The sequence below is a fragment of the Pseudomonas sp. HC1(2025) genome (assembly GCF_058742075.1).
The window spans coordinates 5698633-5718557 of record NZ_CP196017.1 but is presented as its reverse complement, the minus strand read 5'-3'; the positions used below and the strand labels follow the sequence as shown (position 1 = coordinate 5718557).

At 62.2% G+C, this 19925-nt stretch carries 22 protein-coding genes; 6 read left to right on the top strand and 16 right to left on the bottom strand.

The features are described 5' to 3' along the window. Positions 1 to 55: 55 nt before the first annotated feature. Entirely contained in the window at positions 56 to 745 is a 690-nt protein-coding gene (phoB, locus tag ACSSVH_RS25860; RefSeq protein WP_003176964.1) for a phosphate regulon transcriptional regulator PhoB, read from the bottom strand. A gap of 152 nt (positions 746 to 897) precedes the next feature. Here phoB and ACSSVH_RS25855 point away from each other — a divergent pair, with 152 nt between their 5' ends. Next, complete coding sequence (locus tag ACSSVH_RS25855; protein ID WP_169955427.1) at positions 898 to 1278, top strand: COG4315 family predicted lipoprotein; 381 nt, start codon at positions 898 to 900, stop codon at positions 1276 to 1278. 102 nt (positions 1279 to 1380) lie between these two features. Here ACSSVH_RS25855 and ubiA read toward each other — a convergent pair whose 3' ends face one another. Both ubiA and ACSSVH_RS25845 read right to left on the bottom strand, forming a co-directional pair. Continuing rightward, positions 1381 to 2271 (bottom strand): 4-hydroxybenzoate octaprenyltransferase, encoded by an 891-nt coding sequence (ubiA, locus tag ACSSVH_RS25850; protein ID WP_169955426.1) that lies wholly within the window; start codon positions 2269 to 2271, stop codon positions 1381 to 1383. Next, on the bottom strand, positions 2271 to 2834 hold the full coding sequence (locus tag ACSSVH_RS25845) for a chorismate lyase (protein ID WP_169955425.1): 564 nt from the start codon (positions 2832 to 2834) through the stop codon (positions 2271 to 2273). Before ACSSVH_RS25845 ends, ubiA begins: the two co-directional genes overlap by 1 nt. Positions 2835 to 3030: 196 nt before the next feature. Between ACSSVH_RS25845 and ACSSVH_RS25840 the strand changes: the two genes are divergently transcribed. The 4 genes from ACSSVH_RS25840 to ACSSVH_RS25825 all read left to right on the top strand — a co-directional run bounded on the left by ACSSVH_RS25840 (position 3031) and on the right by ACSSVH_RS25825 (position 5515). Next, on the top strand, positions 3031 to 3198 hold the full coding sequence (locus ACSSVH_RS25840; RefSeq protein WP_003213373.1) for a rubredoxin: 168 nt from the start codon (positions 3031 to 3033) through the stop codon (positions 3196 to 3198). 38 nt (positions 3199 to 3236) lie between these two features. Next, positions 3237 to 4385 carry an NAD(P)/FAD-dependent oxidoreductase gene (locus tag ACSSVH_RS25835; protein WP_169955424.1) on the top strand — a complete coding sequence of 383 codons (1149 nt, stop codon included), beginning with the start codon at positions 3237 to 3239 and terminating at the stop codon, positions 4383 to 4385. Between the two features lie 190 nt (positions 4386 to 4575). Continuing rightward, complete coding sequence (locus ACSSVH_RS25830; protein ID WP_003213368.1) at positions 4576 to 4851, top strand: HU family DNA-binding protein; 276 nt, start codon at positions 4576 to 4578, stop codon at positions 4849 to 4851. A gap of 286 nt (positions 4852 to 5137) precedes the next feature. Continuing rightward, positions 5138 to 5515: a hypothetical protein gene (locus ACSSVH_RS25825; protein WP_029289848.1), complete on the top strand. Its 378-nt coding sequence runs from the start codon at positions 5138 to 5140 to the stop codon at positions 5513 to 5515. 122 nt (positions 5516 to 5637) lie between these two features. On the opposite strand, the gene ACSSVH_RS25820 is transcribed toward ACSSVH_RS25825, so the two are convergent. From ACSSVH_RS25820 to exbB, 6 genes are all read right to left on the bottom strand, one after another. Continuing rightward, positions 5638 to 7038, bottom strand: coding sequence for an aminoacyl-tRNA deacylase and HDOD domain-containing protein (locus ACSSVH_RS25820; protein ID WP_170058893.1), 1401 nt, complete (start codon positions 7036 to 7038; stop codon positions 5638 to 5640). Positions 7039 to 7140: 102 nt separating this feature from the next. Further along, on the bottom strand, positions 7141 to 9216 hold the full coding sequence (gene recG / locus ACSSVH_RS25815; RefSeq protein WP_057961010.1) for an ATP-dependent DNA helicase RecG: 2076 nt from the start codon (positions 9214 to 9216) through the stop codon (positions 7141 to 7143). Positions 9217 to 9223: 7 nt separating this feature from the next. Continuing rightward, complete coding sequence (locus ACSSVH_RS25810) at positions 9224 to 10144, bottom strand: hydrogen peroxide-inducible genes activator (RefSeq protein WP_169955422.1); 921 nt, start codon at positions 10142 to 10144, stop codon at positions 9224 to 9226. Between the two features lie 220 nt (positions 10145 to 10364). Beyond that, a complete protein-coding gene (locus tag ACSSVH_RS25805; protein WP_169955421.1) occupies positions 10365 to 11111 on the bottom strand; it encodes a TonB family protein in 747 nt (248 codons plus the stop codon). After that, the gene (exbD, locus tag ACSSVH_RS25800; protein ID WP_029289838.1) at positions 11108 to 11533 is read right to left on the bottom strand and encodes a TonB system transport protein ExbD; all 426 of its coding nucleotides are present in this window, start codon (positions 11531 to 11533) and stop codon (positions 11108 to 11110) included. Before exbD ends, ACSSVH_RS25805 begins: the two co-directional genes overlap by 4 nt. 6 nt (positions 11534 to 11539) lie before the next feature. Then, a complete protein-coding gene (gene exbB, locus ACSSVH_RS25795; RefSeq protein ID WP_492633887.1) occupies positions 11540 to 12553 on the bottom strand; it encodes a tonB-system energizer ExbB in 1014 nt (337 codons plus the stop codon). Between the two features lie 190 nt (positions 12554 to 12743). Here exbB and ACSSVH_RS25790 point away from each other — a divergent pair, with 190 nt between their 5' ends. Beyond that, the gene (locus ACSSVH_RS25790; RefSeq protein WP_170057529.1) at positions 12744 to 13595 is read left to right on the top strand and encodes an NAD-dependent epimerase/dehydratase family protein; all 852 of its coding nucleotides are present in this window, start codon (positions 12744 to 12746) and stop codon (positions 13593 to 13595) included. 101 nt (positions 13596 to 13696) lie between these two features. On the opposite strand, the gene ACSSVH_RS25785 is transcribed toward ACSSVH_RS25790, so the two are convergent. From ACSSVH_RS25785 to ACSSVH_RS25755, 7 genes are all read right to left on the bottom strand, one after another. Continuing rightward, positions 13697 to 14431 (bottom strand): hypothetical protein, encoded by a 735-nt coding sequence (locus ACSSVH_RS25785; RefSeq protein WP_492633886.1) that lies wholly within the window; start codon positions 14429 to 14431, stop codon positions 13697 to 13699. A gap of 66 nt (positions 14432 to 14497) precedes the next feature. Continuing rightward, entirely contained in the window at positions 14498 to 15241 is a 744-nt protein-coding gene (locus ACSSVH_RS25780) for a hypothetical protein (protein ID WP_169955417.1), read from the bottom strand. 55 nt (positions 15242 to 15296) lie between these two features. Continuing rightward, positions 15297 to 15677 carry a RidA family protein gene (locus tag ACSSVH_RS25775; protein ID WP_025130815.1) on the bottom strand — a complete coding sequence of 127 codons (381 nt, stop codon included), beginning with the start codon at positions 15675 to 15677 and terminating at the stop codon, positions 15297 to 15299. A 37-nt stretch (positions 15678 to 15714) separates the two neighbouring features. After that, entirely contained in the window at positions 15715 to 17820 is a 2106-nt protein-coding gene (gene spoT, locus ACSSVH_RS25770) for a bifunctional GTP diphosphokinase/guanosine-3',5'-bis pyrophosphate 3'-pyrophosphohydrolase (protein WP_032856810.1), read from the bottom strand. 60 nt (positions 17821 to 17880) lie between these two features. Then, the gene (gene rpoZ / locus ACSSVH_RS25765) at positions 17881 to 18144 is read right to left on the bottom strand and encodes a DNA-directed RNA polymerase subunit omega (protein WP_169955416.1); all 264 of its coding nucleotides are present in this window, start codon (positions 18142 to 18144) and stop codon (positions 17881 to 17883) included. A 167-nt stretch (positions 18145 to 18311) separates the two neighbouring features. Next, the gene (gene gmk / locus ACSSVH_RS25760) at positions 18312 to 18932 is read right to left on the bottom strand and encodes a guanylate kinase (protein ID WP_169955415.1); all 621 of its coding nucleotides are present in this window, start codon (positions 18930 to 18932) and stop codon (positions 18312 to 18314) included. A 10-nt stretch (positions 18933 to 18942) separates the two neighbouring features. Beyond that, a complete protein-coding gene (locus ACSSVH_RS25755; protein WP_169955414.1) occupies positions 18943 to 19806 on the bottom strand; it encodes a YicC/YloC family endoribonuclease in 864 nt (287 codons plus the stop codon). Positions 19807 to 19925: the final 119 nt, after the last annotated feature.

The window sequence follows — 19925 nt, the reverse complement described above, 5'->3', positions numbered from 1 at the left end:
TTTGGTTCACTTGAACATGCGTCCTTGTCGGCTGTTAAGTCTGGGAAGGGCTGGCTCAGCCTTTGGTGGAAAACCGATAGCCGGTACCGCGCACGGTTTGTACCAGATTCTCGTAGGCATCGCCCAAGGCTTTGCGCAGGCGGCGGATGTGCACGTCCACGGTGCGTTCCTCGACATACACATTGCCGCCCCACACCTGGTCCAGCAATTGCCCACGGGTATAGGCGCGTTCCTGGTGGGTCATGAAGAACTGCAACAGGCGGTATTCGGTGGGGCCCATTTCGGCAGGCTTGCCGTCGATGGTCACGCGGTGGCTGATCGGGTCCAGCAGCAGGCCGCCGACTTCAATCGGCGCCTCGCCATCGGTCGGGCCGGCGCGGCGCAGCACGGCCTTCAGACGTGCAACGAGTTCCCGTGGGGAAAACGGCTTGGTGATGTAGTCATCGGCGCCCACTTCCAGGCCCTGGATCTTGTTGTCCTCTTCGCCCTTGGCGGTGAGCATGATGATCGGGATATCCCCGGTCAGCTCATCGCGCTTGAGGCGCCGGGCCAGCTCGATGCCAGAGGTGCCGGGCAGCATCCAGTCCAGCAGGATCAGGTCCGGCTTGCGGTCGACGATAATGGCGTGGGCCTGCTGGGAGTTCTCTGCCTCCAGGCAGTCATAGCCGGCCATTTCCAACGCAACGGCGATCATTTCGCGAATGGGCGCTTCGTCGTCAACGATCAGAATGCTCCTGCCAACCATGCTAAGTCCTCTTGTCATTTAACTGTCTTGCGCCGCATTAGATAACGGAATTATTGCAGTCGTGTGACAGTATTTTACTGGCCTGCGCAATCGGCCTAGTCCTGAACTACGCTTTGAGTCCGAATCCTGACAACCGCAAAAGGAAGGTTCTGATGACTCAAGGTATTTTTTCCTGGAAAGCCCTGCTGGTCACGGCGGCGTTGACGCTGCCGACACTGGCTGTCGCGGCGGACCCAGCCATGACTAAAGACGGGATGTTGGTGGACCACAAGGGCATGGCGCTCTATACCTTTGCCAAGGATGCCGACGGCAAGTCCAACTGCAACGACAAGTGCGCCACCAACTGGCCGCCGTTGAAGGCCGAGTCCACCGATAAACCGATGGGCAAGTGGACCGTCATCACCCGTGACGACAACACCAGCCAATGGGCCTATGACGGCAAGCCGCTGTATACCTTCATCGCCGACAAGAAGGCCGGCGATGCGACCGGCGACGGCAAAATGGACGGCGCCTGGAAGGTCGCCAAGCCCTAAACTCCCCTGTAGGAGCCGGCTTGCCGGCGATGGCGGCCCTGAAATCACCGCAGGGCTGCTGGCCTCATCGCCGGCAAGCCGGCTCCTACAAGCTACAGGGCATTATCGGAAGGCGTAGTCGGCCACAATCCCGAGAAAAATCGCCAACCCTGCCCAATGGTTGTGCAAAAACGCCTTGAAGCACTTCAACCGGTCCCGATCCCGGGTGTACCAGAACTCCCAGGCAAAACACCCCGCCGCCGCCACCAGCCCCAGGTGGAACCAGCCGCCCAGTTCGAAGCGTGAGCCCGCCAGTAGCAGGCAAAGCAGCGCCAGCCCCTGCAAGGTAAGGATGATGATCCGGTCGGCATCGCCAAACAGGATCGCGGTGGATTTGACGCCGATTTTCAGATCGTCATCGCGGTCGGTCATGGCGTAGTAGGTGTCGTAGGCCACGGTCCACAGCAGGTTGGCGATATACAGCAGCCACGCAATGGCCGGCAGGCTGCCGGTCTCGGCGGTAAACGCCATGGGCATGCCCCAGGAAAACGCCGCGCCGAGCACCACTTGCGGGTAATAGGTGTAGCGCTTCATGAAGGGGTAGCTGACGGCCAGGGCCAGGCCGCCCAGGGACAGCCAGATGGTGGCGGCATTGGTCAGCAGCACCAGCAAAAAGCTGATGGCCATCAGCACCGCAAAGAACACCAGGGCCTCTTTGGAGCTGATCTTGCCGCTGGCCAACGGGCGTTGCGCGGTGCGCTTCACATGGCCGTCGACCTTGCGGTCAGCCCAGTCATTGATCACGCAGCCCGCCGCCCGGGTCAGGGTCACGCCCAACACAAAAATCACGATATTGCTCAACGATGGCGAGCCCTTGCCGGCAATCCACAGTGCCCACAGGGTGGGCCACAGTAGCAGATAGATGCCGATGGGCTTGTCCATCCGCGTCAGTTGCACAAAGTCCCAGGCCCGTGGGTTCAAGCGGTTCAGGGATTGGAGCAGGCGCTGGTACATCAGCAATCCTCCGCAGATTGCTGCACGGCTTGCCACAGGCTCGGCAGGAACACTTCCGCCACCAACACGCTCAACGCGCCGCGATCAAAGCGCGAGCGCCGCGCCCACAAGCCATTGGCCTGATCGGCCTGCGGCAGCCAGGCGCGTGGGTAGTGGCAGACCTCGATGGCCTGGCGGGTGAAGGCCTGGTCACAAAACAGCAACTCGCCCAGGGAGCGACTGCCCAACTCATCCATATGCAAGCCATCGCCCTGCAAGGCACTGCGCGCCGCCACGCTGCGGGCGAACACCCAGGCCTGGCCGTGACCGCGCAAATACACCTCGCGTACCCAGCCAATACTGGCCGCTGGCAGGTCGAGGGCGGCGCATTCGTCGTCTCGCAGGGGCTGCCAGCCTTCGTACAGCGGCGTAACACTGAAACCATCGTTGGACAGGTGCGTCAGGCGGCGGGTCAGCGAGCCTTCATCGAACAGCCAGTCAAGGGCAGGGGGGGCGGGCAGAGGGCGCAGAAGGCTCTGGTTCAGCCATTGGCAGGCATCGGGAACGGCAATCGAATGCGGCACGGGGAGTCATTATTGGCAGTTAATGAGGCGCCGAGCTTACCATGGCAGCCTGGATTGTTGCCGGCGTGTGCCGGGACATTGGGTCGAACATGCTTGCATCTGGGCGCCCCGATCAGTACAAAACGCCCTGAGCCGCACGGCAATGCTGGATCTATCGACCGTCGGCCAGTAAGCCTGGACCCTGAGGAAGCAAGTAATGAAGAAGTGGCAATGTGTAGTCTGTGGCCTGATCTATGACGAGAAGGACGGTTGGCCGGATGACGGGATCGCCCCAGGTACCCTGTGGCAGGACGTCCCGGAAGACTGGCTGTGCCCGGACTGCGGCGTCGGCAAAATGGATTTTGAAATGATCGAAATCGGTTGATTCGCTGAATTTAAGAAACGCACTACAAGGAGAATGGAATGAGCGCACCTGTCGTGATCATCGGTACGGGCTTGGCCGGTTACAACCTGGCTCGGGAGTTTCGCAAGCTCGACAGCGAAACCCCGCTGTTGCTGATCACCGCGGATGATGGGCGTTCCTACTCCAAGCCCATGCTCTCCACCGGTTTTGGCAAAAACAAGGATGCCGATGGCCTGAGCATGGCGACCCCTGGCGCCATGGCCGAGCAACTCAAGGCCGAGGTGCGCACCCATACCCGAATCAGTGGGATCGACCCTGGGCATAAGCGCCTGTGGATCGGCGAGGAGGCGGTGGCCTACCGCGACCTGATCCTGGCCTGGGGAGCCCAGACTGTGCAGGTGCCCGTCGAGGGCGATGCCGCTGAATTGATTTTCCCGATCAACGACCTGGAAGACTACGCGCGCTTTCGCCACGCCGCTGTTGGCAAGCGCCGGGTGTTGCTATTGGGTGCGGGCCTGATCGGCTGTGAATTTGCCAACGACCTGATCCTGGGCGGCTACACCATCGACCTGGTGGCACCGTGCGAGCAAGTCATGCCGACCCTGCTGCACCCGGCGGCGGCTGCAGCGGTGCAGGCCGGGTTGGAAGGCCTGGGCGCACGCTTCCACCTGGGTCCGGTGCTTAACCGCCTGCAACGCACGGCTGACGGCCTGGAAGCCCACCTGTCCGACGGCACGGTGATTGACTGCGACCTTGTGGTTTCCGCCATCGGCCTGCGCCCCCGGGTGGACCTGGCGGCTGCGGCCGGCCTGCAAATCAGCCGTGGGATCATGGTCGACCGCCACCTCAAGACCTCCCACGCCAATATCTACGCCCTGGGCGACTGCGCCGAGGTCGATGGCCTGAACCTGTTGTACGTCATGCCCCTGATGAGCTGCGCCCGCGCCCTGGCCCAGACCCTGGCGGGCAACGCCACGGCGGTCAACTACGGGCCGATGCCGGTCACGGTGAAAACCCCGGCGTGCCCACTGGTGGTCTCACCACCGCCACGGGGCACTGAAGGCGTGTGGAGTGTCGAAGGGCAGGGCGGCGACATCAAGGCCTTGTGCCGCGATGCCAGCGGTCGCCTGCTGGGCTATGCGCTTACCGGTACGGCAGTCATGGAAAAACTGGCCCTGAATAAGGAACTTCCGCCTCTGCTGGCGTAAATGCTGGTCGTTCTGTCGGAATAAGCACCTTTTTCCCTCTAGAAAGGTCGCCGCGAGACTGGCGCAGGCACCAATGGCATGCCATCCTCACTCCCGTCTGCCGCAGAGTAGAGCCTGCGGCGCCTTGGCGCTGCTCCAGCAGAGAGCAGCACGGACATAACAACAAAAAACCGTCAAAGAGGCTTCACCTATGCGTAAACCAGAACTCGCAGCCGCCATTGCAGAAAAAGCAGACCTGACCAAAGAACAGGCCAACCGCGTCCTCAACGCCGTTCTTGAAGAAATCACTGGCGCCTTGCACCGCAAGGACAGCGTCACCCTGGTTGGTTTCGGCACCTTCCTGCAGCGCCACCGTGGCGCCCGCACCGGCAAAAACCCGCAAACCGGCGAGCCGGTGAAAATCAAGGCGAGCAACACCGTAGCGTTCAAACCGGGCAAGTCGCTTAAAGACAGCGTCAACCCGTAAGCGCGGCACCGCCTCGAAGGGAGGCGTGGAGGTATGAAAAATGGGCACGCCGACTGGGTCGGGTGCCCATTTTTGTTGGGGCGCGTTCTTGGGCCACGACGCTTGTGTGGGTGGCGCTTGGAGTGACCGAGTGGGCACGGATGCGTTGCCCTGACGTTTGAGCCAAGTTGTTGCTATAAGCGGTAAACGCCAGCCGATCTCCGGCTAACGCGGGAGATCGGTGGCGTTCCGCGCGCAAATCGTTAAACTGCTGCGGCCACCCAATAATTACACTGAGGCCGTGTGCATGAAATTTCGTTTTCTCCTGTGGGTGCTGGGCCTGATGATGGCCAAAGCCAGCCGCAACAACCCCGCGTTCCAGCAGCAGTTGGGTGACAAAGACCTGGCATTCCAGCTGCAGACCCTCGACGGCAAGGTCGCCCGCCACTTCATCGTCAAAGACCAGCGCATCACCAGTCGCTCGGGTGTACACCCGGAGCCTGCGTTCGCCATCGCCTTCAAAGACGCCGCCTATGGCTTCGCCACGATGCAGGCGAAGAACAAGCAACTGGCGTTTATGACGGGGATTCAGGACAAGTCGATCCAGATCAAGGGCAACCCGGCCCTGGTGATGTGGTTCCAGGGCTTGACCAAGTATTTGAAGCCGAAGAAAAAGAAGGCCTGAAAGACCGAGTTGCATTCATCGCAGGCAAGCCAGCTCCCACATTTTGAGTGCATTCCAACGTTGGAACTCGGTCAAATGTGGGAGCTGGCTTGCCTGCGATAGCGGTACAACAGGCACCAGCTTTACCCCTGGCTGAACTGCGACGCCAGTTCGCGCAACAACACCTCAGCATCGAGCACCTTGCTCACCACGTCCTCGGCCTTGTCGCGGCTCAGACCCAGGCGCTCCAGCAGCTCGTCCGGAATCTCGGCCTCAGGCCCGGAGCCAATCCCCCGCCCGCGCAGCAAACGCACCGCCAGGCATACCAGGTTCGGGTATTCGGCGTATTGGCCGTCGTAGCTCGGGTCGTGCTGGAAGCGCAGGGCCGTGGACAGCTCTTGCGGCATATCCCAGTAACGCATCAGCCAGGCGCCGATCTGTTCGCGGCTGATGCCCAGCAAGTGCTGCTCGATATAGCTGTGGCACAGGTGCGGGTTGACCTCCAGGTGCCGGCAGATCAGCGAGAAGTGCGGTGGGAAGACGTGGGCCAGTAACAGGTAACCAAAGTTGTGCAGCAGGCCCGCCAGGTAGGTCAGGCCGGCTTCCGGACGCTGGGCGCGGGGCATGGCGCGGGTCAGGCCTTCGATCACCGCAGCGGTGTAGATCGACTGGTGCCAGTAGGGCGTGGCCTGTTGCGGATGGTCCTTGGGCAGGCTCAGGGTCTTGCCCAGCGCCAGGCCCAGGGCCAGGTTGATCACCAGGTCGAAGCCCAGCACGCGCACAATCGCATCCTCTACCGAACGGATCTTGCCCGGCGAGGCGTAGTACGGCGATGCCGCCCAGCTCACCACTTGGGCGGCCAGGGCCGGGTCGGTCTCGACCACGCCGGTGATGTCGTCGATGGTGGCGTTCGGGTCAACCCGCAGCTTGATGATCTTCTGCGCGGTGTCGGCCAGCGGCGGAATCTCGATGGTGGCTTCCAGCCTTTGCTGGATGCGGCGGGCGGTAAACGCCTGCATGGCCTGGGAGATTTCGTCGCGGTCATCGTTAGGGCGATCGAAGTTGGGCCGGATGCTGCTCAAGGGCTCGCCGAAGTTGGCGGCGCTGGCTTTGCTCAGCATGCGCTTGAAGTCATCGCTGGCGATTTCCAGCAGCACCGTGGCTTCGCCCGAGTGCACCAGCAGGGTCGGCTCGCGCAGCAGGCATTCTTCATACAGGCATGGCGAGCTGGTCAACGGCGGCAGGCCGGGCAGCAGGCTCAGGCTGTGTTTGCCGAGCATGCGCTCCAGGCGCTCCGGTGCGACGGCGGTGAGGTTGCGCCCGGTCAGTTCGGTAAGGCGATTGAGATCCAGCAACTGGCTCTGGGGGAACAGCACCATCAGGGCGCCCACCGCGTCATCGAGCAGTACCGCTTGAACCTTTCGGGCCGGGTTAAGGCCGGGGTGTTCGGTGACTTCCGTGTAGCTGATGGCGAGTTTCGCGAGCAGGTCCCGAATGACCGAGGGTGCGGTCGGCGGGGCTGTGGCGTGGGCAACTTCTGACATGGCCGGATCCAATTTCCTACATTTGCTTGGAGTATAACCAGCTTGGTTCGGCGGGGGGGTGTCTAACTGCGGTTTGTGATGGTGTCGGCTATCGGCGGTCTGTCAGACCTGGCCGTATTGCTGGCCGTGGCGCAGCCAGCGATCCAGCAGCGGGCTGACGTGGTGCGGCCAGCGTTCCAGCAGGGCCTGGGCGGCGTCGCGCACGGCGGGCAGCAGGTCGGCGTCGCGCATCAGGTCGGCCACTTTAAATTGCAGCAGGCCGGTCTGGCGGGTGCCGAGCATTTCGCCGGGGCCGCGCAGTTCCAGGTCTTTTTCGGCGATCACGAAGCCGTCGTTGGTCTCGCGCATGATCCCCAGGCGCTGGCGGCCAATCTGCGACAGCGGCGGATGGTAGAGCAGCACACAGTGGCTGGCGGCACTGCCCCGGCCGACACGACCGCGTAGCTGGTGCAGTTGCGCCAGGCCCAGGCGCTCGGGGTTTTCGATGATCATCAGGCTGGCGTTGGGCACATCCACGCCGACTTCGATGACTGTGGTGGCGACCAGCAATTGCAGGTTGCCGGCCTTGAACTCGGCCATCACTGCAGCTTTTTCCGCAGGCTTCATGCGCCCGTGGATCAGCCCGACCTTGAGCTCGCCCAGGGCGCTGGTGAGGTCTTCGTAGGTGGTTTCGGCCGCCTGGCAGGTCAGTTCTTCGGACTCTTCGATCAGCGTGCATACCCAATACGCCTGGCGCCCCTCGGCGCAGGCGCCGCGCACGCGCTCGATGACTTCGACGCGGCGGGTGTCGGTGACCAATACGGTGTTGACCGGGGTGCGGCCGGGCGGCAGCTCGTCGAGGATCGAGGTGTCGAGGTCGGCGTAGGCACTCATGGCCAATGTGCGTGGGATCGGGGTGGCCGTCATGATCAACTGGTGCGGATTCATCCGCCCGCCCACGCCCTTTTCGCGCAGGGCCAGGCGTTGCTGCACGCCAAAGCGGTGCTGTTCGTCGATGATCACCAGGGCCAGGTTCTTGAATTTCACTTCGTCCTGGAACAGCGCGTGGGTACCTACCACCATCGGGGCGCCAGCGGCGATCTGCTCCAGGGCGGCAGTGCGGTTCTTGCCCTTGAGCTTGCCCGCCAACCATGCCACTTCCAGGCCCAGGGGTTCGAGCCAGCGCTTGAAGGTGATGAAGTGCTGCTCGGCGAGGATCTCGGTCGGTGCCATCAACGCCACCTGGTAGCCGGCCTCCAGGGCCTGCAGCGCGGCCAGGGCCGCGACCACGGTCTTGCCAGCACCGACATCGCCTTGGATCAGGCGCAGCATTGGTTCTTTCTGACTCAGGTCGTAGGCAATTTCGTTGCCTACCCGCTGCTGCGCGCCGGTCGGCGCAAAGCCGAGGTTGGCCAGGTATTGCGCGGGCAGGCGCGTGGCTTTGGGCATCGCTGGCGCACGCAGGGAGCGCATGCTTTCGCGCAGGCGTTGCTGGGACAATTGGTGGGTCAGCAACTCTTCAAAGGCCAGGCGATGCTGGGCCCAGTGATGACCCAGGGCCAGCTCATCGACATCGGCATCGGCCGGTGGATGGTGCAGATAGCGAATCGCATCCGCCAGGGGCGCCAACTGGTAGTCACGGGCCAGCTCCTGCGGCAGCCAATCGGGCAGGCTCTGCGGGCCGAGCAGGGTCAGGGTCTGCATGCACAGCTGGCGCAGGCGCTGTTGCGTCAGGCCCTCGGTGAGCGGGTAGATGGGAGTGAGGGTGGTGTCTACCGGCGGCGGTTCGTCGCCGGTAATGGCGCGGTATTCCGGATGGTAGATTTCCAGGCCCGAGGCGCCCGGGCGCGCTTCACCGTAGCAACGCACGCGAGTGCCGCGCTTGAGGCCTTCCTTTTGCGCGTTGCTGAAATGGTAGAAGCGCAGGCTCAGGCCACCGGTGCCGTCCTGCAGGCGCACCACCAGGCTGCGGCGCTTGCCCATCACTACATCGGCACCGCTGACGGTGCCTTCGACCACCGCGTCCTGCCCGGGGCGCAGATGGCCGATGGGCACTACGCGGGTGCGGTCCTGATAGCGCAGGGGCAGGTGAAAGAGCACGTCCTGGAGGTTTTCCAGGCCGACCTTGGCCAGCTTCTCGGCCATGGCTTCACCGACACCCTTGAGTGCCGTCACCGACACCTGCGACAGCTCAGTCATACAAGGCTTAGCTCGCAGCGGGCGGCTTGGCCACCGAGCACAGGCGGATCGAGTCGGCGAGGATATCAATCGCTTTCGGGCGCGGGAAACTGGCACGCCAGGCAATCGCCACGGTGCGGAACGGCACGGGCGGGGTGAGCGGACGCACTTCGATCACGCCGGCTGCATAGTGATGGCTGTCCACGGCCGACAGCGGCAGGATCGAGATGCCCAGGCCAGACGCCACCATATGGCGGATGGTCTCCAGGGAGCTGGATTCCACCGTGGTGTGCTTGGCGCCGTCGTTGCCCTTGGTCAGGGTCGGGCAGGCTTCCAGCACCTGGTCGCGGAAGCAATGGCCTTCACCGAGCAGCAGCAGGCTCTTGTCGTTGAGCAGGCCGGCGTCGATCGTGTCTTTTTGCGTCCACGGGTGGGAGGCGGGCATCAGCACGTAGAACGGCTCGTCATAGAGTGGCAACGTCAGCACGTCGGCTTCGTTGAACGGCAGGGCGATGATGATCGCGTCCAACTCACCGTTGCGCAGTTTGTCGCGCAGTACGTGGGTGAAGTTTTCCTCGATATACAGCGGCATCTGCGGCGCAACGCGATGCAGTTGCGGGATCAGGTGTGGGAACAGGTACGGGCCGACGGTGTAGATCGCGCCGACTTTCAGCGGGGCAGTCAGCTGGTTCTTGCCGGCCTGGGCCAGCTCACGAATGCTCTGGGCCTGCTCCAGTACCTTCTGGGCCTGGGCCACAATGCCTTCGCCTACCGGAGTGAGGCGCACGGCGCTCTTGCTGCGCTCGAAAATCAGCACACCGAGTTCGTCTTCAAGCTTCTTCACACCCACCGACAGCGTCGGCTGGCTGACATGGCAACGTTCGGCGGCATGGCCGAAGTGTTGCTCTTGGGCGAGGGTCACGATGTAGCGTAATTCTGTAAGAGTCATAGCGGGCGTCCATGAGGTTGCGGGCCAAGCATACCGGCTGCAATCGATAGGCGCACGTTATCAGAACTAGATTGGGGATTGAGCGGTTTGTGCGGGGGATTTTGCTTAATGGCGTTGGCGGCTTTGTGTGGGGGTGGGCTTGTTCGCGATGGCGGTGTGTCAGTCATTGTGGATGTTGACTGTTACACCGTCATCGCGGGCAAGCCCGCTCCCACAGGGGTTAGCGGCGACGCTTCTCGATGTTGTAGACAAACGGCGCAACGATTTCGATGCTGCCGTTTTTCAACATGTCGGCCGGTGGCTTGGGCAGCGGCTGGGCACGACGGATCATCTCCAGGGTGGCGCGGTCCAGGTCGGCGTTGCCGGAACGGCCCACCAGTTCATAAGACAGCACCTTGCCTTCAGCATCCACCACGAACCGCAAGCGGTTCAAGCCTTCCTTGCCACGGGCCTGGGCGCCTGGCGGGTACTTCTTGTATTTCGCCAGGTGACCGAGCAGCGTGCTTTCCCAGGTGGCCTTGGCCGCGACTTGCGCCGGCGAAGGGCCGGGTTGCGGTTGGGCCGACTTTTCCGAAGGCGCGTTGTTCTGAGGGCTTTCGCTCGGCGGGTCCTCGGAAGGTTTCTCCTTGGGCTGCTCGACCTTTTTCTCAGGCTTGGGCGGCTGCGGCTTGGGCTTTGGCTTGACCGGCTTGGGCACGGAAATCGTCGGCTTGGGTGCCTCGGCCAGTTTCGGCAAGGGCAATTCTTCCACCGGCGCCGGCGGTTGCGGCGGCGTCACCACCTTCGGCGGGGCCGGAGGCGGTGGTGCCGGCATCGGCGCCAGGTCGATGACCATGGCCGCTGGTGGCAACTGCACCATATGGGGTGCCGACCATTGGTACGCGAGGATGATCGCGACGGCGTGGACGCCCAGCACGACGGCGAGGCTGGTGCCATAACGCGTCAGTTTGTGGCGCGTCGTGATCATTTTTTGGCTGCCGTCTCAAGTCCGACCAGACCGACCTTGAGGTAGCCGGCCGCCCGCAGGGCATCCATCACGCTCATCAGGTCGCCGTAGTCCACGCCTTTGTCGGCTTGGAAGAAGATCGTCGTGTCTTTCTTGCCCTGGGTCCGCGCGTCGAGCACCGCACCCAGGGTTTCGGATTTGACTTCTTCTTCGCCCAGGAACAGGCGCTGGTCAGCCTTGACGCTGAGGAACACCGGTTTCTCCGGCCGCGGCGCGGGTTTCGCGCTGGAGGCGGGGAGGTCAACCTTGATGTCCACCGTGGCCAAGGGTGCTGCCACCATGAAGATGATCAGCAGCACCAGCATCACGTCGATAAACGGCGTGACGTTGATTTCGTGGTTCTCGACGAGCTCGTCGTCGCCTTGATTCAAATGCAGGCCCATGGCCGATTACCCCACTTTCACCATGTGCGGTTGCGAGCTGCGCTCGGTAGGCAGGTGATCGAGGTCACGGCTGACCAGCAACAGGACTTCTGCCGAAGCATCCGACACCTGGGCCTTGTAGCCGGCGATCGAGCGTGCGAACACGTTGTAGATCACCACCGCCGGAATCGCGGCGACCAGGCCCAGGGCGGTTGCCAGCAGGGCTTCGGCGATGCCGGGGGCAACGACGGCGAGGTTGGTGGTCTGGGTCTTGGCGATGCCGATGAAGCTGTTCATGATGCCCCACACGGTACCGAACAGACCGACGAACGGTGCGGTAGAACCGATGGTCGCCAGCACACCGGTGCCGTTGCTCATGTTGCGACCGCAGGCCGCTACCAGGCGCTCCAGGCGGAAGCTCACGCGTTCCTTGATGCCTTCCTTTTCGCGGGTGTTGGCCGACAGGCGCATTTCTTCCAGCGCGTCGTGCACCAAGAGATGCGCCAGGGTGCCCTTGATGGCCGCGCTTTCGCTGGCTTCTTTAAGGGTGGTGGCTTTTTTCAGGTTGACGATTTCAGTGCGCAGGCGGCGTTTGGCGCCCAGCAGTTCGAAGCCTTTGGCGATCCAGATGGTCCAGGTGATGATCGAGGCGATAGCCAGGCCGACCATCACGATCTTCACGATGATGTCGGCGTTCTGGTACATGCCCCACGGCGACAGGTCGTGGGCCATGCCCAGGGTGTTGTCTTCTTCCAGGACCACGCCGGTTTCATCTTGCGGGGTAACACCGTCGGCTGCGACCGGGTCGGTGGCCGCAGGTACGGCAGCCGGCGCGCCGGGAGCTGCGGCGTTTTGCTCAGGTGCTGGGGCTGCAGCCGGGGCTGGTGCAGCGGCGGCAGGCGGGGTGGCCGGTGCCGTGGCATCGGCGAACGCGGCGGTCGGAGCCAGCAGGACGCTGAGCAGCAACGCAGTTATCGCGCGCCAGGCGCGGGACGGGCTGTGAGGCTTGGTTGGCGAAGCGGGGAGGTTATTGCGTGTCATGCTGGCCGGACCTGAGAGGAAAAAATAAGGGATTGCCCTGCCAGGCCGCAAAAGGGCCGAGGACAAATGGGCCGTTATTATTGCAAGTAATTCTTGTTAACAGAAGTAATACAGTAACTTTATTTGTGCTTTTTCTGGCCGCTGGTCACCTGCGAGGGCTAATCTAGACCTTTGAGAACGGAGTTTTGTGATGTCTGCGCCTTCTGTGGTGATTGCCGGTTGTGGTGATGTAGGTAGTCGGCTGGCGAGTCAATTGCTGGTCGCGGGATGGGAGGTGCATGGCCTGCGACGCAATGTCTCGCGCCTGCCGGAAGGGGTGATTGGCATTGCCGGCGACCTGTTCAAAAAGGACTGCCCCGACACCTGGCCGATTGGTGGCGTGGACTACCTGGTGTACTGCGCGGCTGCGACCGACCACGATGAAGCGGGCTATCGCAAAGCCTATGTCGAAGGTTTGCAGCATGTGCTGGAGTGGCTCGATGACTATGGTCAGCAGCCCAAGCACCTGCTGTTTGTGTCCAGTAGCAGCGTCTACGGCCAGCAAAACGGTGAATGGGTCGATGAAACCTCGCCCACCCAGGCCGTTGGGTACTCCGGGCAGGTGATGCTGGAAGCCGAGCAAGTGGCATTGGACAGCGGTATCCCGGCCACGACTGTGCGCTTGACCGGTATCTATGGTCCTGGTCGCGAGTGGTTGTTGAGCCAGGTGCGCCAAGGCTATCGCGTGGCGGTTGAGCCACCTTTATATGGCAACCGCATCCACGTCGATGATGCGGCAGGGCTGCTGGCCTTTTTGCTGCTGCATGTGGAGCAGGGCGGTACGTTGGACAAGGTCTACATCGGTGTCGACAACGCGCCTGCGCCGCTGGCCGAAGTCGTGGATTGGCTGCGCGAGTACCTTGGGGTCACCGAGTGGGCCGAAGACGCCAGCGTGCGGCGTGCGGGCAGCAAGCAGTGCAGCAATGCGCGAGCCAAGGCGCTGGGCTGGACGCCAACCTATCCAAGCTACCGCGAAGGCTACGCCGCTATCCTCAAGGGCTGACCTCTCCTGTGGGAGCCGGGCTTGCCTGCGATGCAGGCAGCTCGGTGTGTCAGTGAAACAGAGGTGATGCTATTACAGGCAAGCCAGCTCCCACAGTGGTCTTACTGTTTTTCCAGCAGCCACTGGCGCTGCCCAGGGCTCAACTGAGGAATTTCGTCTGGCCTGGAATGATTGATCGCCTGGAAAATTTCCAGCGTGTTGCCGTTGCGCACGAAAATCCAACTATCCCCCGCGTCGCCTTTGCCCAGGTACAGGGTGTCATTGCCGGCGCCCTGAGTGGCGCAGTCCCCGCCCAGGCACAATTCGTATCGGTCATTCTTCCCCAGGCCCGACAGGTTGCCGTGCGCATTGAACACTACGGTGCCGCCGGCGCCTTCGCCCTCAAGGATTTTCCACGGGCCACCCATGTAAGCTGAGTTCAGTGCCTGCCGGAATGTACTCCCCCATTGCGCACCCTCCGTGGTCGATGGGTGGGCACGCTGGAACACCTGGCCGGGCAGATCCTTGCGAGGCAGTTGGAGCAGTTGCTGATCCTTTAATTGCAGTTCGTCACGGCCATGGCCGTTGTGATCGACGGTCCATGCGCCAGGTGCTTTTGGCAGGAGTTGGCCTTCATCTACCTCAAAGGCACTGCTGGCATGAGCTTGGCCGGTGCGGGTGTCGACATTCCACTCCAGGTTCCTGCCGTTGGCTTGCAGGCTGTTGAGCAGCGGCCGGCCCTGGGCGGCGGCATCGATGGCGGCCTGGTTGATCCAGATCCCGCTGATGTCGACGGGTTGCGATACGTGGGTGCAGCCGCCCAGCAAGGCCAGGCCAATGAGGAGTGGTTTGAACATGGCGTAGTCCGAGGCAAAGGATTGCTGGCTAAAGAAAAAGGAGCCCGTAGGCTCCTTTGTTTCGTATCACTGTTTTTCCAGCAGCCACTGGCGCGGCCCGGGGGTGAACGAAGGCACTTCGTCGGCCTGGGATGTATTGATCGCCTGGAAAATCTCCAGTTGCTTGTCGTTGCGACTGAAGATCCACGGGTTGCCCTGGCCACCTTGTTGCAGCCAGATGCTGTCGTAGCCACCGCTCATGGAGGCGCAGTCGCCTGCCAGGCACAGTGAATACTGGTCGGCACCCGGCAGGCCGGTAACCTGGCCGTTGGCCTGGAACTGTACTGTCTCGCCCAGGCCGCTGCCGCTGGTGATTTTCCAACTGCCGCCCATGTAGGCCGCGTACAGCGCCCGTTCGAAGTTGGCACCCAACGGTGCGCCTTCAGGGGCAGGGTCCTTGGGGCGATCAAAGAGCTGTTCGGGCTCGTTGTCGTTGGCCACTTGCAGCAGCTGTTTGCCCTTGCGCTTGAGTTCGGTGGTCGAGCTGCCGTAGAAATCAACGTTCCAGGTGCCGGACTTTTCGCCGGCCAGGGTGCCTTCAGGGCGTTCAAAGCCGTTGAAGTAGCGCGCCTGGTTGGCCCGGGTGTTGACCTCCCATTCGAGGTTCGGGCCGTAGGCTTGCAGGGCTTCACGCAAAGGGCCGCCCTTGGACGCCGCATCGATGGCAACCTGGTTGATCCAGGTACCGCTCACATCCCGGGTGGCAGGACTGCTGGCGCAGCCGCCAAGAAGAAGGGCCAGCAGCGTGGAGGCAACGAGCGCTTTGCGCATTACGAAATCCTTTTAAAACGAAGTCGGCGCAACCCCGTGGGTTGCGCCGAATGTATTACTCGATGACCAGAATCGCGTCCATCTCAACCTGGGAACCCTTGGGCAGGGCGGCAACGCCAATGGCGGCGCGGGCTGGGTAGGGTTGTTCGAAGTACTTGCCCATGATCTCGTTGACCTTAGCGAAGTGGCTGAGGTCGGTGAGGAAGATGTTCAGCTTGACGATGTCCTTGAACGAACCGCCTGCTGCTTCAGCTACCGACTTGAGGTTCTCGAAGACTTGTACGGTCTGGGCTTCAAAGCCTTCAACCAGTTCCATGGTCTTTGGGTCCAGTGGGATCTGGCCGGACATGTAGACGGTGTTGCCCGCCTTGATCGCCTGGGAATAAGTACCGATGGCAGCAGGTGCCTTGTCGCTGGTGATAACAGTCTTGGTCATGAATGACTCCTTGTAATGTCCGGGTTATAGGGGGGTGTTATGCGCGCATGCGAGTGATGCGGATAACCCCGGTCAGGGCACGCAGTTTCTTGATCACACGGGCCAAGTGCACGCGGTCGTGCACGCTGACCACCAGTTGGACCACGCTGATGCGACCATCGCGTTCGTCCATGCTGATTTTTTCGATATTACCGTCGGCCGCGTTGACACTGCTGGCCAGCAGGGCGATCAGGCCGCGCTGGTGCTCCAGCTCCACCCGCAGCTCGACGTTGAATTCGCCGGTCACATCCTTGGCCCATGACAGCTGGATGCATTTTTCCGGGTTGTGGCGGATTTCGCTGATATTGCGGCAGTTGTCCAGGTGCACCACCATGCCTTTGCCGGCGGACAGGTGCCCGACAATCGGGTCGCCCGGGATTGGCGTACAGCATTTGGCGTAGCTCAGCACCAGGCCTTCGGTGCCACGAATGGCCAGCGGGCCTTCGGGGCTCGGCAGTTGCTCGCCTTCGCCCAGCAGGCGACGGGCGACGACGTAGGCCATGCGGTTGCCCAGGCCGATATCTTCGAGCAGGTCTTCGATGGTTTCCTGGCGGTACTCGTGGAGGATCGCCTGCACGCGCTCGGCGGGAATCTTCTCCAGGGAACTGTCGAAACCGTTGAGCACCTTGTTCAGCAGGCGTTCACCCAGGCTGATGGACTCGGAGCGACGTTGCAGCTTCAGCGCGTGGCGGATATGGGTGCGAGCCTTGCCGGTGACCACGAAGTTGAGCCACGCCGGATTCGGCCGGGCCCCCGGCGCGCTGACGATTTCCACGGTGGAGCCGCTTTGCAGCGGTTCCGACAGTGGGGCCAGGCGACGGTTGATCCGGCAGGCGATGCAGCTGTTACCGACGTCGGTGTGAACCGCGTAGGCAAAGTCGACCGCCGTGGAGCCCTTGGGCAGCTCCATGATCCGGCCTTTGGGCGTGAACACGTAGACCTCGTCCGGGAACAGGTCGATCTTCACGCTTTCGATAAACTCCAGGGAGTTGCCGGCACGCTGCTGCATTTCCAGCACGCCCTTGACCCACTGGCGGGCGCGGGCATGGGTGCCTTTGGGCTGCTCGTCGCCGCTGGACTTGTACAGCCAATGGGCGGCGATGCCGTTGTTGGCCATCTCTTCCATTTCCCGGGTGCGGATCTGGATCTCGATCGGCACCCCATGCATACCGAACAGCGTGGTATGCAGCGACTGATAGCCGTTGGCCTTGGGGATCGCGATGTAGTCCTTGAAGCGGCCTGGCAGGGGTTTGTACAAATTATGTACAGCGCCCAGCACGCGGTAGCAGGTATCGACCTTGTCGACGATGATCCGGAACGCATACACGTCCATGATCTCGTTGAAGGCCCGGCGCTTGCCGCGCATCTTCTTGTAGATGCCGTAGATATGCTTCTGCCGCCCGCTGACTTCGCCTTCAATCTCGTCGATTGCCAGGCAATGGCTCAGGGACTCTTCGATCTTGTTGACGATTTCCTTGCGATTGCCCCGGGCGCGCTTGACCGCCTGGTAGATACGCGCTGAGCGCATCGGGTGCATCGCCTTGAAACCAAGGTCTTCGAATTCGATACGAATGGCATGCATGCCCAGCCGGTTGGCGATGGGCGCGTAGATTTCCAGGGTTTCCTTGGCAATGCGCCGGCGTTTCTCGCCGGACAGCACTTCCAGCGTGCGCATGTTGTGCAGCCGGTCGGCCAGCTTGACCAGGATCACCCGGATATCCCGGGCCATGGCCATGGCCATTTTCTGGAAGTTTTCCGCCTGGGCCTCAGCCTTGGTCTCGAAGTTCATCTGGGTCAGCTTGCTGACCCCGTCGACCAGGTCGGCCACGGTTTCGCCAAATTGCGCGCTGAGCGCTTCCTTGGCAATGCCGGTGTCTTCGATCACGTCATGCAGCATCGCGGCCATCAGGCTTTGATGGTCCATGTGCATGTCGGCAAGAATATTGGCCACCGCAAGAGGATGGGTGACATATGCCTCGCCGCTGCGGCGGCGTTGGCCGTCGTGGGCTTGTTCGGCGTAGAAATACGCTCGGCGGACCAGGTTGACCTGGTCGGTACCGAGGTAGGTCGATAAGCGATCGGCGAGGGCGTCTATGCTCGGCAAGGTATTAACTCCTGCCGAAGGCTTTGACCCCGCGCCGTGCTACGTCGACCAGGCATAGGCTTAGACGGCCTCGTTGGACTCGTCCTCGAACGCTGCAAACAGCGGTTCGTCTTCAACGATCTCGGCGTTGGCGATGAACTCGTAGCTCATCACGCCGGCAGCGATTTCGCGCAGGGCCATCACGGTTGGCTTGTCATTTTCCCAATTGAGCAACGGCTCTTTGCCGCCAGTGGCCAATTGACGGGCACGCTTGGTAGAGAGCATGACCAGCTCAAAGCGGTTATCCACGTGTTCTAGGCAGTCTTCAACGGTTACGCGGGCCATGGTATTCCTCGGAGCGAATGCAAGATGCGCGCTGCCCGGTTGGGCGAGCGGACTCAACAGTTTAAAAAATCACCAGCGTTTAGGGAAGCGCTGATTTTCCGCAGGCCCCGGCAAACACGCTACAAGCGCCAATGTAAGGCCCTTGCAGCGGTTTTGGGAAGAGCCATTCAACCGAGCAGTTCGGCCAACAATTTGCCAAAACGCTGCTGCTGGCGTTTTTGCTGGAGCTGATTGGCACGGAAAATCGCCTTCAGGTCGTCCAGGGCGTGGGCAAAGTCGTCGTTGATGATCAGGTAGTCGTAGTCCACATAGTGGCTCATTTCACTGACGGCTTCGCGCATGCGCCCAGCGATGATCTCGTCACTGTCCTGGCCGCGATTGGTCAGGCGCTGGTGCAAGGCTTCCAGCGACGGCGGCAGGATAAAGATCGAGCGCGCCTTGGGCATCAATTGGCGCACCTGTTCGGCGCCCTGCCAGTCGATTTCCAGGATCAGGTCATGGCCTTCGTCGAGGGTCTGCTGCAAATGGCTCTGGGACGTGCCATAGAGGTTGCCGAACACTTCGGCACGCTCCAGGAAGTCACCGTGTTCGATCATCTTCACGAACTCGCTGCGCTCGACGAAGTGATAGTTCACGCCGTTCACCTCACCCGGACGCATGGCGCGGGTGGTATGGGAGACCGATACGCGGATCTCCGGGTTGGCGTCGGTCAGGGCCTTGACCAGGCTGCTTTTGCCCGCGCCCGAGGGCGCGGAAATAATGTAGAGGGTGCCGGTGCTGTGGGTCATGGGAGTTGCCTTACTCAATATTCTGTACTTGTTCGCGCATTTGCTCGATCAACACTTTGAGGTTGACCGCCGCCTGGGTGCTGCGCGGGTCGAAGGCTTTAGAGCCCAGTGTATTGGCTTCGCGGTTGAGTTCCTGCATCAGGAAGTCCAGGCGCCGACCAGCGGCACCGGCCGACTTGAGCACGCGGCGCACTTCCAGGATGTGGGTGCTCAGGCGGTCGAGTTCTTCGGCGACGTCGCTTTTTTGCGCGAGCAGGACCATTTCCTGCTCCAGGCGCACCGGGTCGAGGTCGGCCTTCATGTCGGCGAAGCGGTCGAGGACCTTCTGGCGCTGGGTGGCCAGCATTTGCGGCACCAATTCGCGCAGGGTCACCACGTCGGCTTCGATAGCGGTCAGGCGCTCGCTGATCAGGCGCGCCAGTTCGGCGCCTTCGCGCTCGCGCCCGGCCTTGAGCTCCTTCAGGCCTTGGTTGAACAGGGCCAGGGCCTCGGCATTCAGCGCCTGCGGGTCAGTGGCGTCGGCCACCAGTACGCCGGGCCAGGCCAGGACTTCCAGCGGGTTCAGGGCTGCCGGCTGCTTGATCAGGCTGGCGATGGTCTCGGCGGCGGCGACCAGTTGCGCGGCGCGTTCGCGGTCAACCTGCAACGGCTTGCCGGTGGTTTCCTCGGTAAAGCGCAGGGTGCATTCCAGCTTGCCACGGGAGATGCCGGCGCGCAGGGCTTCGCGCACGGCGCCTTCAAGGTCGCGAAAGGATTCGGGCAGGCGCAGGTGCGGCTCCAGGTAGCGGCTGTTGACCGAGCGCAGTTCCCAGCTCAGGGTGCCCTGGGCGCCGGCTTTTTCGACGCGGGCGAAGGCGGTCATGCTGTGCACCATGGAGGTACCTCGCGATACAGTCCCGCAAACGGGCGGGCTGGTAGGTAGATTGAAGCCGACTGGCTGCGAAGGCGCAGGATTGTAGCGCAACGGGGCGAGCGCCCCCAAATGCTGGCTGT

What these genes read in the sequence shown, in the direction of transcription:
- phoB (WP_003176964.1), bottom strand. Translation starts at nt 745, where the DNA reads ATGGTTGGCAGGAGCATTCTGATCGTTGACGACGAAGCGCCCATTCGC.
- ACSSVH_RS25855 (WP_169955427.1), top strand. Translation starts at nt 898, where the DNA reads ATGACTCAAGGTATTTTTTCCTGGAAAGCCCTGCTGGTCACGGCGGCG.
- ubiA (WP_169955426.1), bottom strand. Translation starts at nt 2,271, where the DNA reads ATGTACCAGCGCCTGCTCCAATCCCTGAACCGCTTGAACCCACGGGCC.
- ACSSVH_RS25840 (WP_003213373.1), top strand. Translation starts at nt 3,031, where the DNA reads ATGAAGAAGTGGCAATGTGTAGTCTGTGGCCTGATCTATGACGAGAAG.
- ACSSVH_RS25835 (WP_169955424.1), top strand. Translation starts at nt 3,237, where the DNA reads ATGAGCGCACCTGTCGTGATCATCGGTACGGGCTTGGCCGGTTACAAC.
- ACSSVH_RS25830 (WP_003213368.1), top strand. Translation starts at nt 4,576, where the DNA reads ATGCGTAAACCAGAACTCGCAGCCGCCATTGCAGAAAAAGCAGACCTG.
- ACSSVH_RS25825 (WP_029289848.1), top strand. Translation starts at nt 5,138, where the DNA reads ATGAAATTTCGTTTTCTCCTGTGGGTGCTGGGCCTGATGATGGCCAAA.
- ACSSVH_RS25820 (WP_170058893.1), bottom strand. Translation starts at nt 7,038, where the DNA reads ATGTCAGAAGTTGCCCACGCCACAGCCCCGCCGACCGCACCCTCGGTC.
- recG (WP_057961010.1), bottom strand. Translation starts at nt 9,216, where the DNA reads ATGACTGAGCTGTCGCAGGTGTCGGTGACGGCACTCAAGGGTGTCGGT.
- ACSSVH_RS25810 (WP_169955422.1), bottom strand. Translation starts at nt 10,144, where the DNA reads ATGACTCTTACAGAATTACGCTACATCGTGACCCTCGCCCAAGAGCAA.
- ACSSVH_RS25805 (WP_169955421.1), bottom strand. Translation starts at nt 11,111, where the DNA reads ATGATCACGACGCGCCACAAACTGACGCGTTATGGCACCAGCCTCGCC.
- exbD (WP_029289838.1), bottom strand. Translation starts at nt 11,533, where the DNA reads ATGGGCCTGCATTTGAATCAAGGCGACGACGAGCTCGTCGAGAACCAC.
- exbB (WP_492633887.1), bottom strand. Translation starts at nt 12,553, where the DNA reads ATGACACGCAATAACCTCCCCGCTTCGCCAACCAAGCCTCACAGCCCG.
- ACSSVH_RS25790 (WP_170057529.1), top strand. Translation starts at nt 12,744, where the DNA reads ATGTCTGCGCCTTCTGTGGTGATTGCCGGTTGTGGTGATGTAGGTAGT.
- ACSSVH_RS25785 (WP_492633886.1), bottom strand. Translation starts at nt 14,431, where the DNA reads ATGTTCAAACCACTCCTCATTGGCCTGGCCTTGCTGGGCGGCTGCACC.
- ACSSVH_RS25780 (WP_169955417.1), bottom strand. Translation starts at nt 15,241, where the DNA reads ATGCGCAAAGCGCTCGTTGCCTCCACGCTGCTGGCCCTTCTTCTTGGC.
- ACSSVH_RS25775 (WP_025130815.1), bottom strand. Translation starts at nt 15,677, where the DNA reads ATGACCAAGACTGTTATCACCAGCGACAAGGCACCTGCTGCCATCGGT.
- rpoZ (WP_169955416.1), bottom strand. Translation starts at nt 18,144, where the DNA reads ATGGCCCGCGTAACCGTTGAAGACTGCCTAGAACACGTGGATAACCGC.
- gmk (WP_169955415.1), bottom strand. Translation starts at nt 18,932, where the DNA reads ATGACCCACAGCACCGGCACCCTCTACATTATTTCCGCGCCCTCGGGC.
- ACSSVH_RS25755 (WP_169955414.1), bottom strand. Translation starts at nt 19,806, where the DNA reads ATGGTGCACAGCATGACCGCCTTCGCCCGCGTCGAAAAAGCCGGCGCC.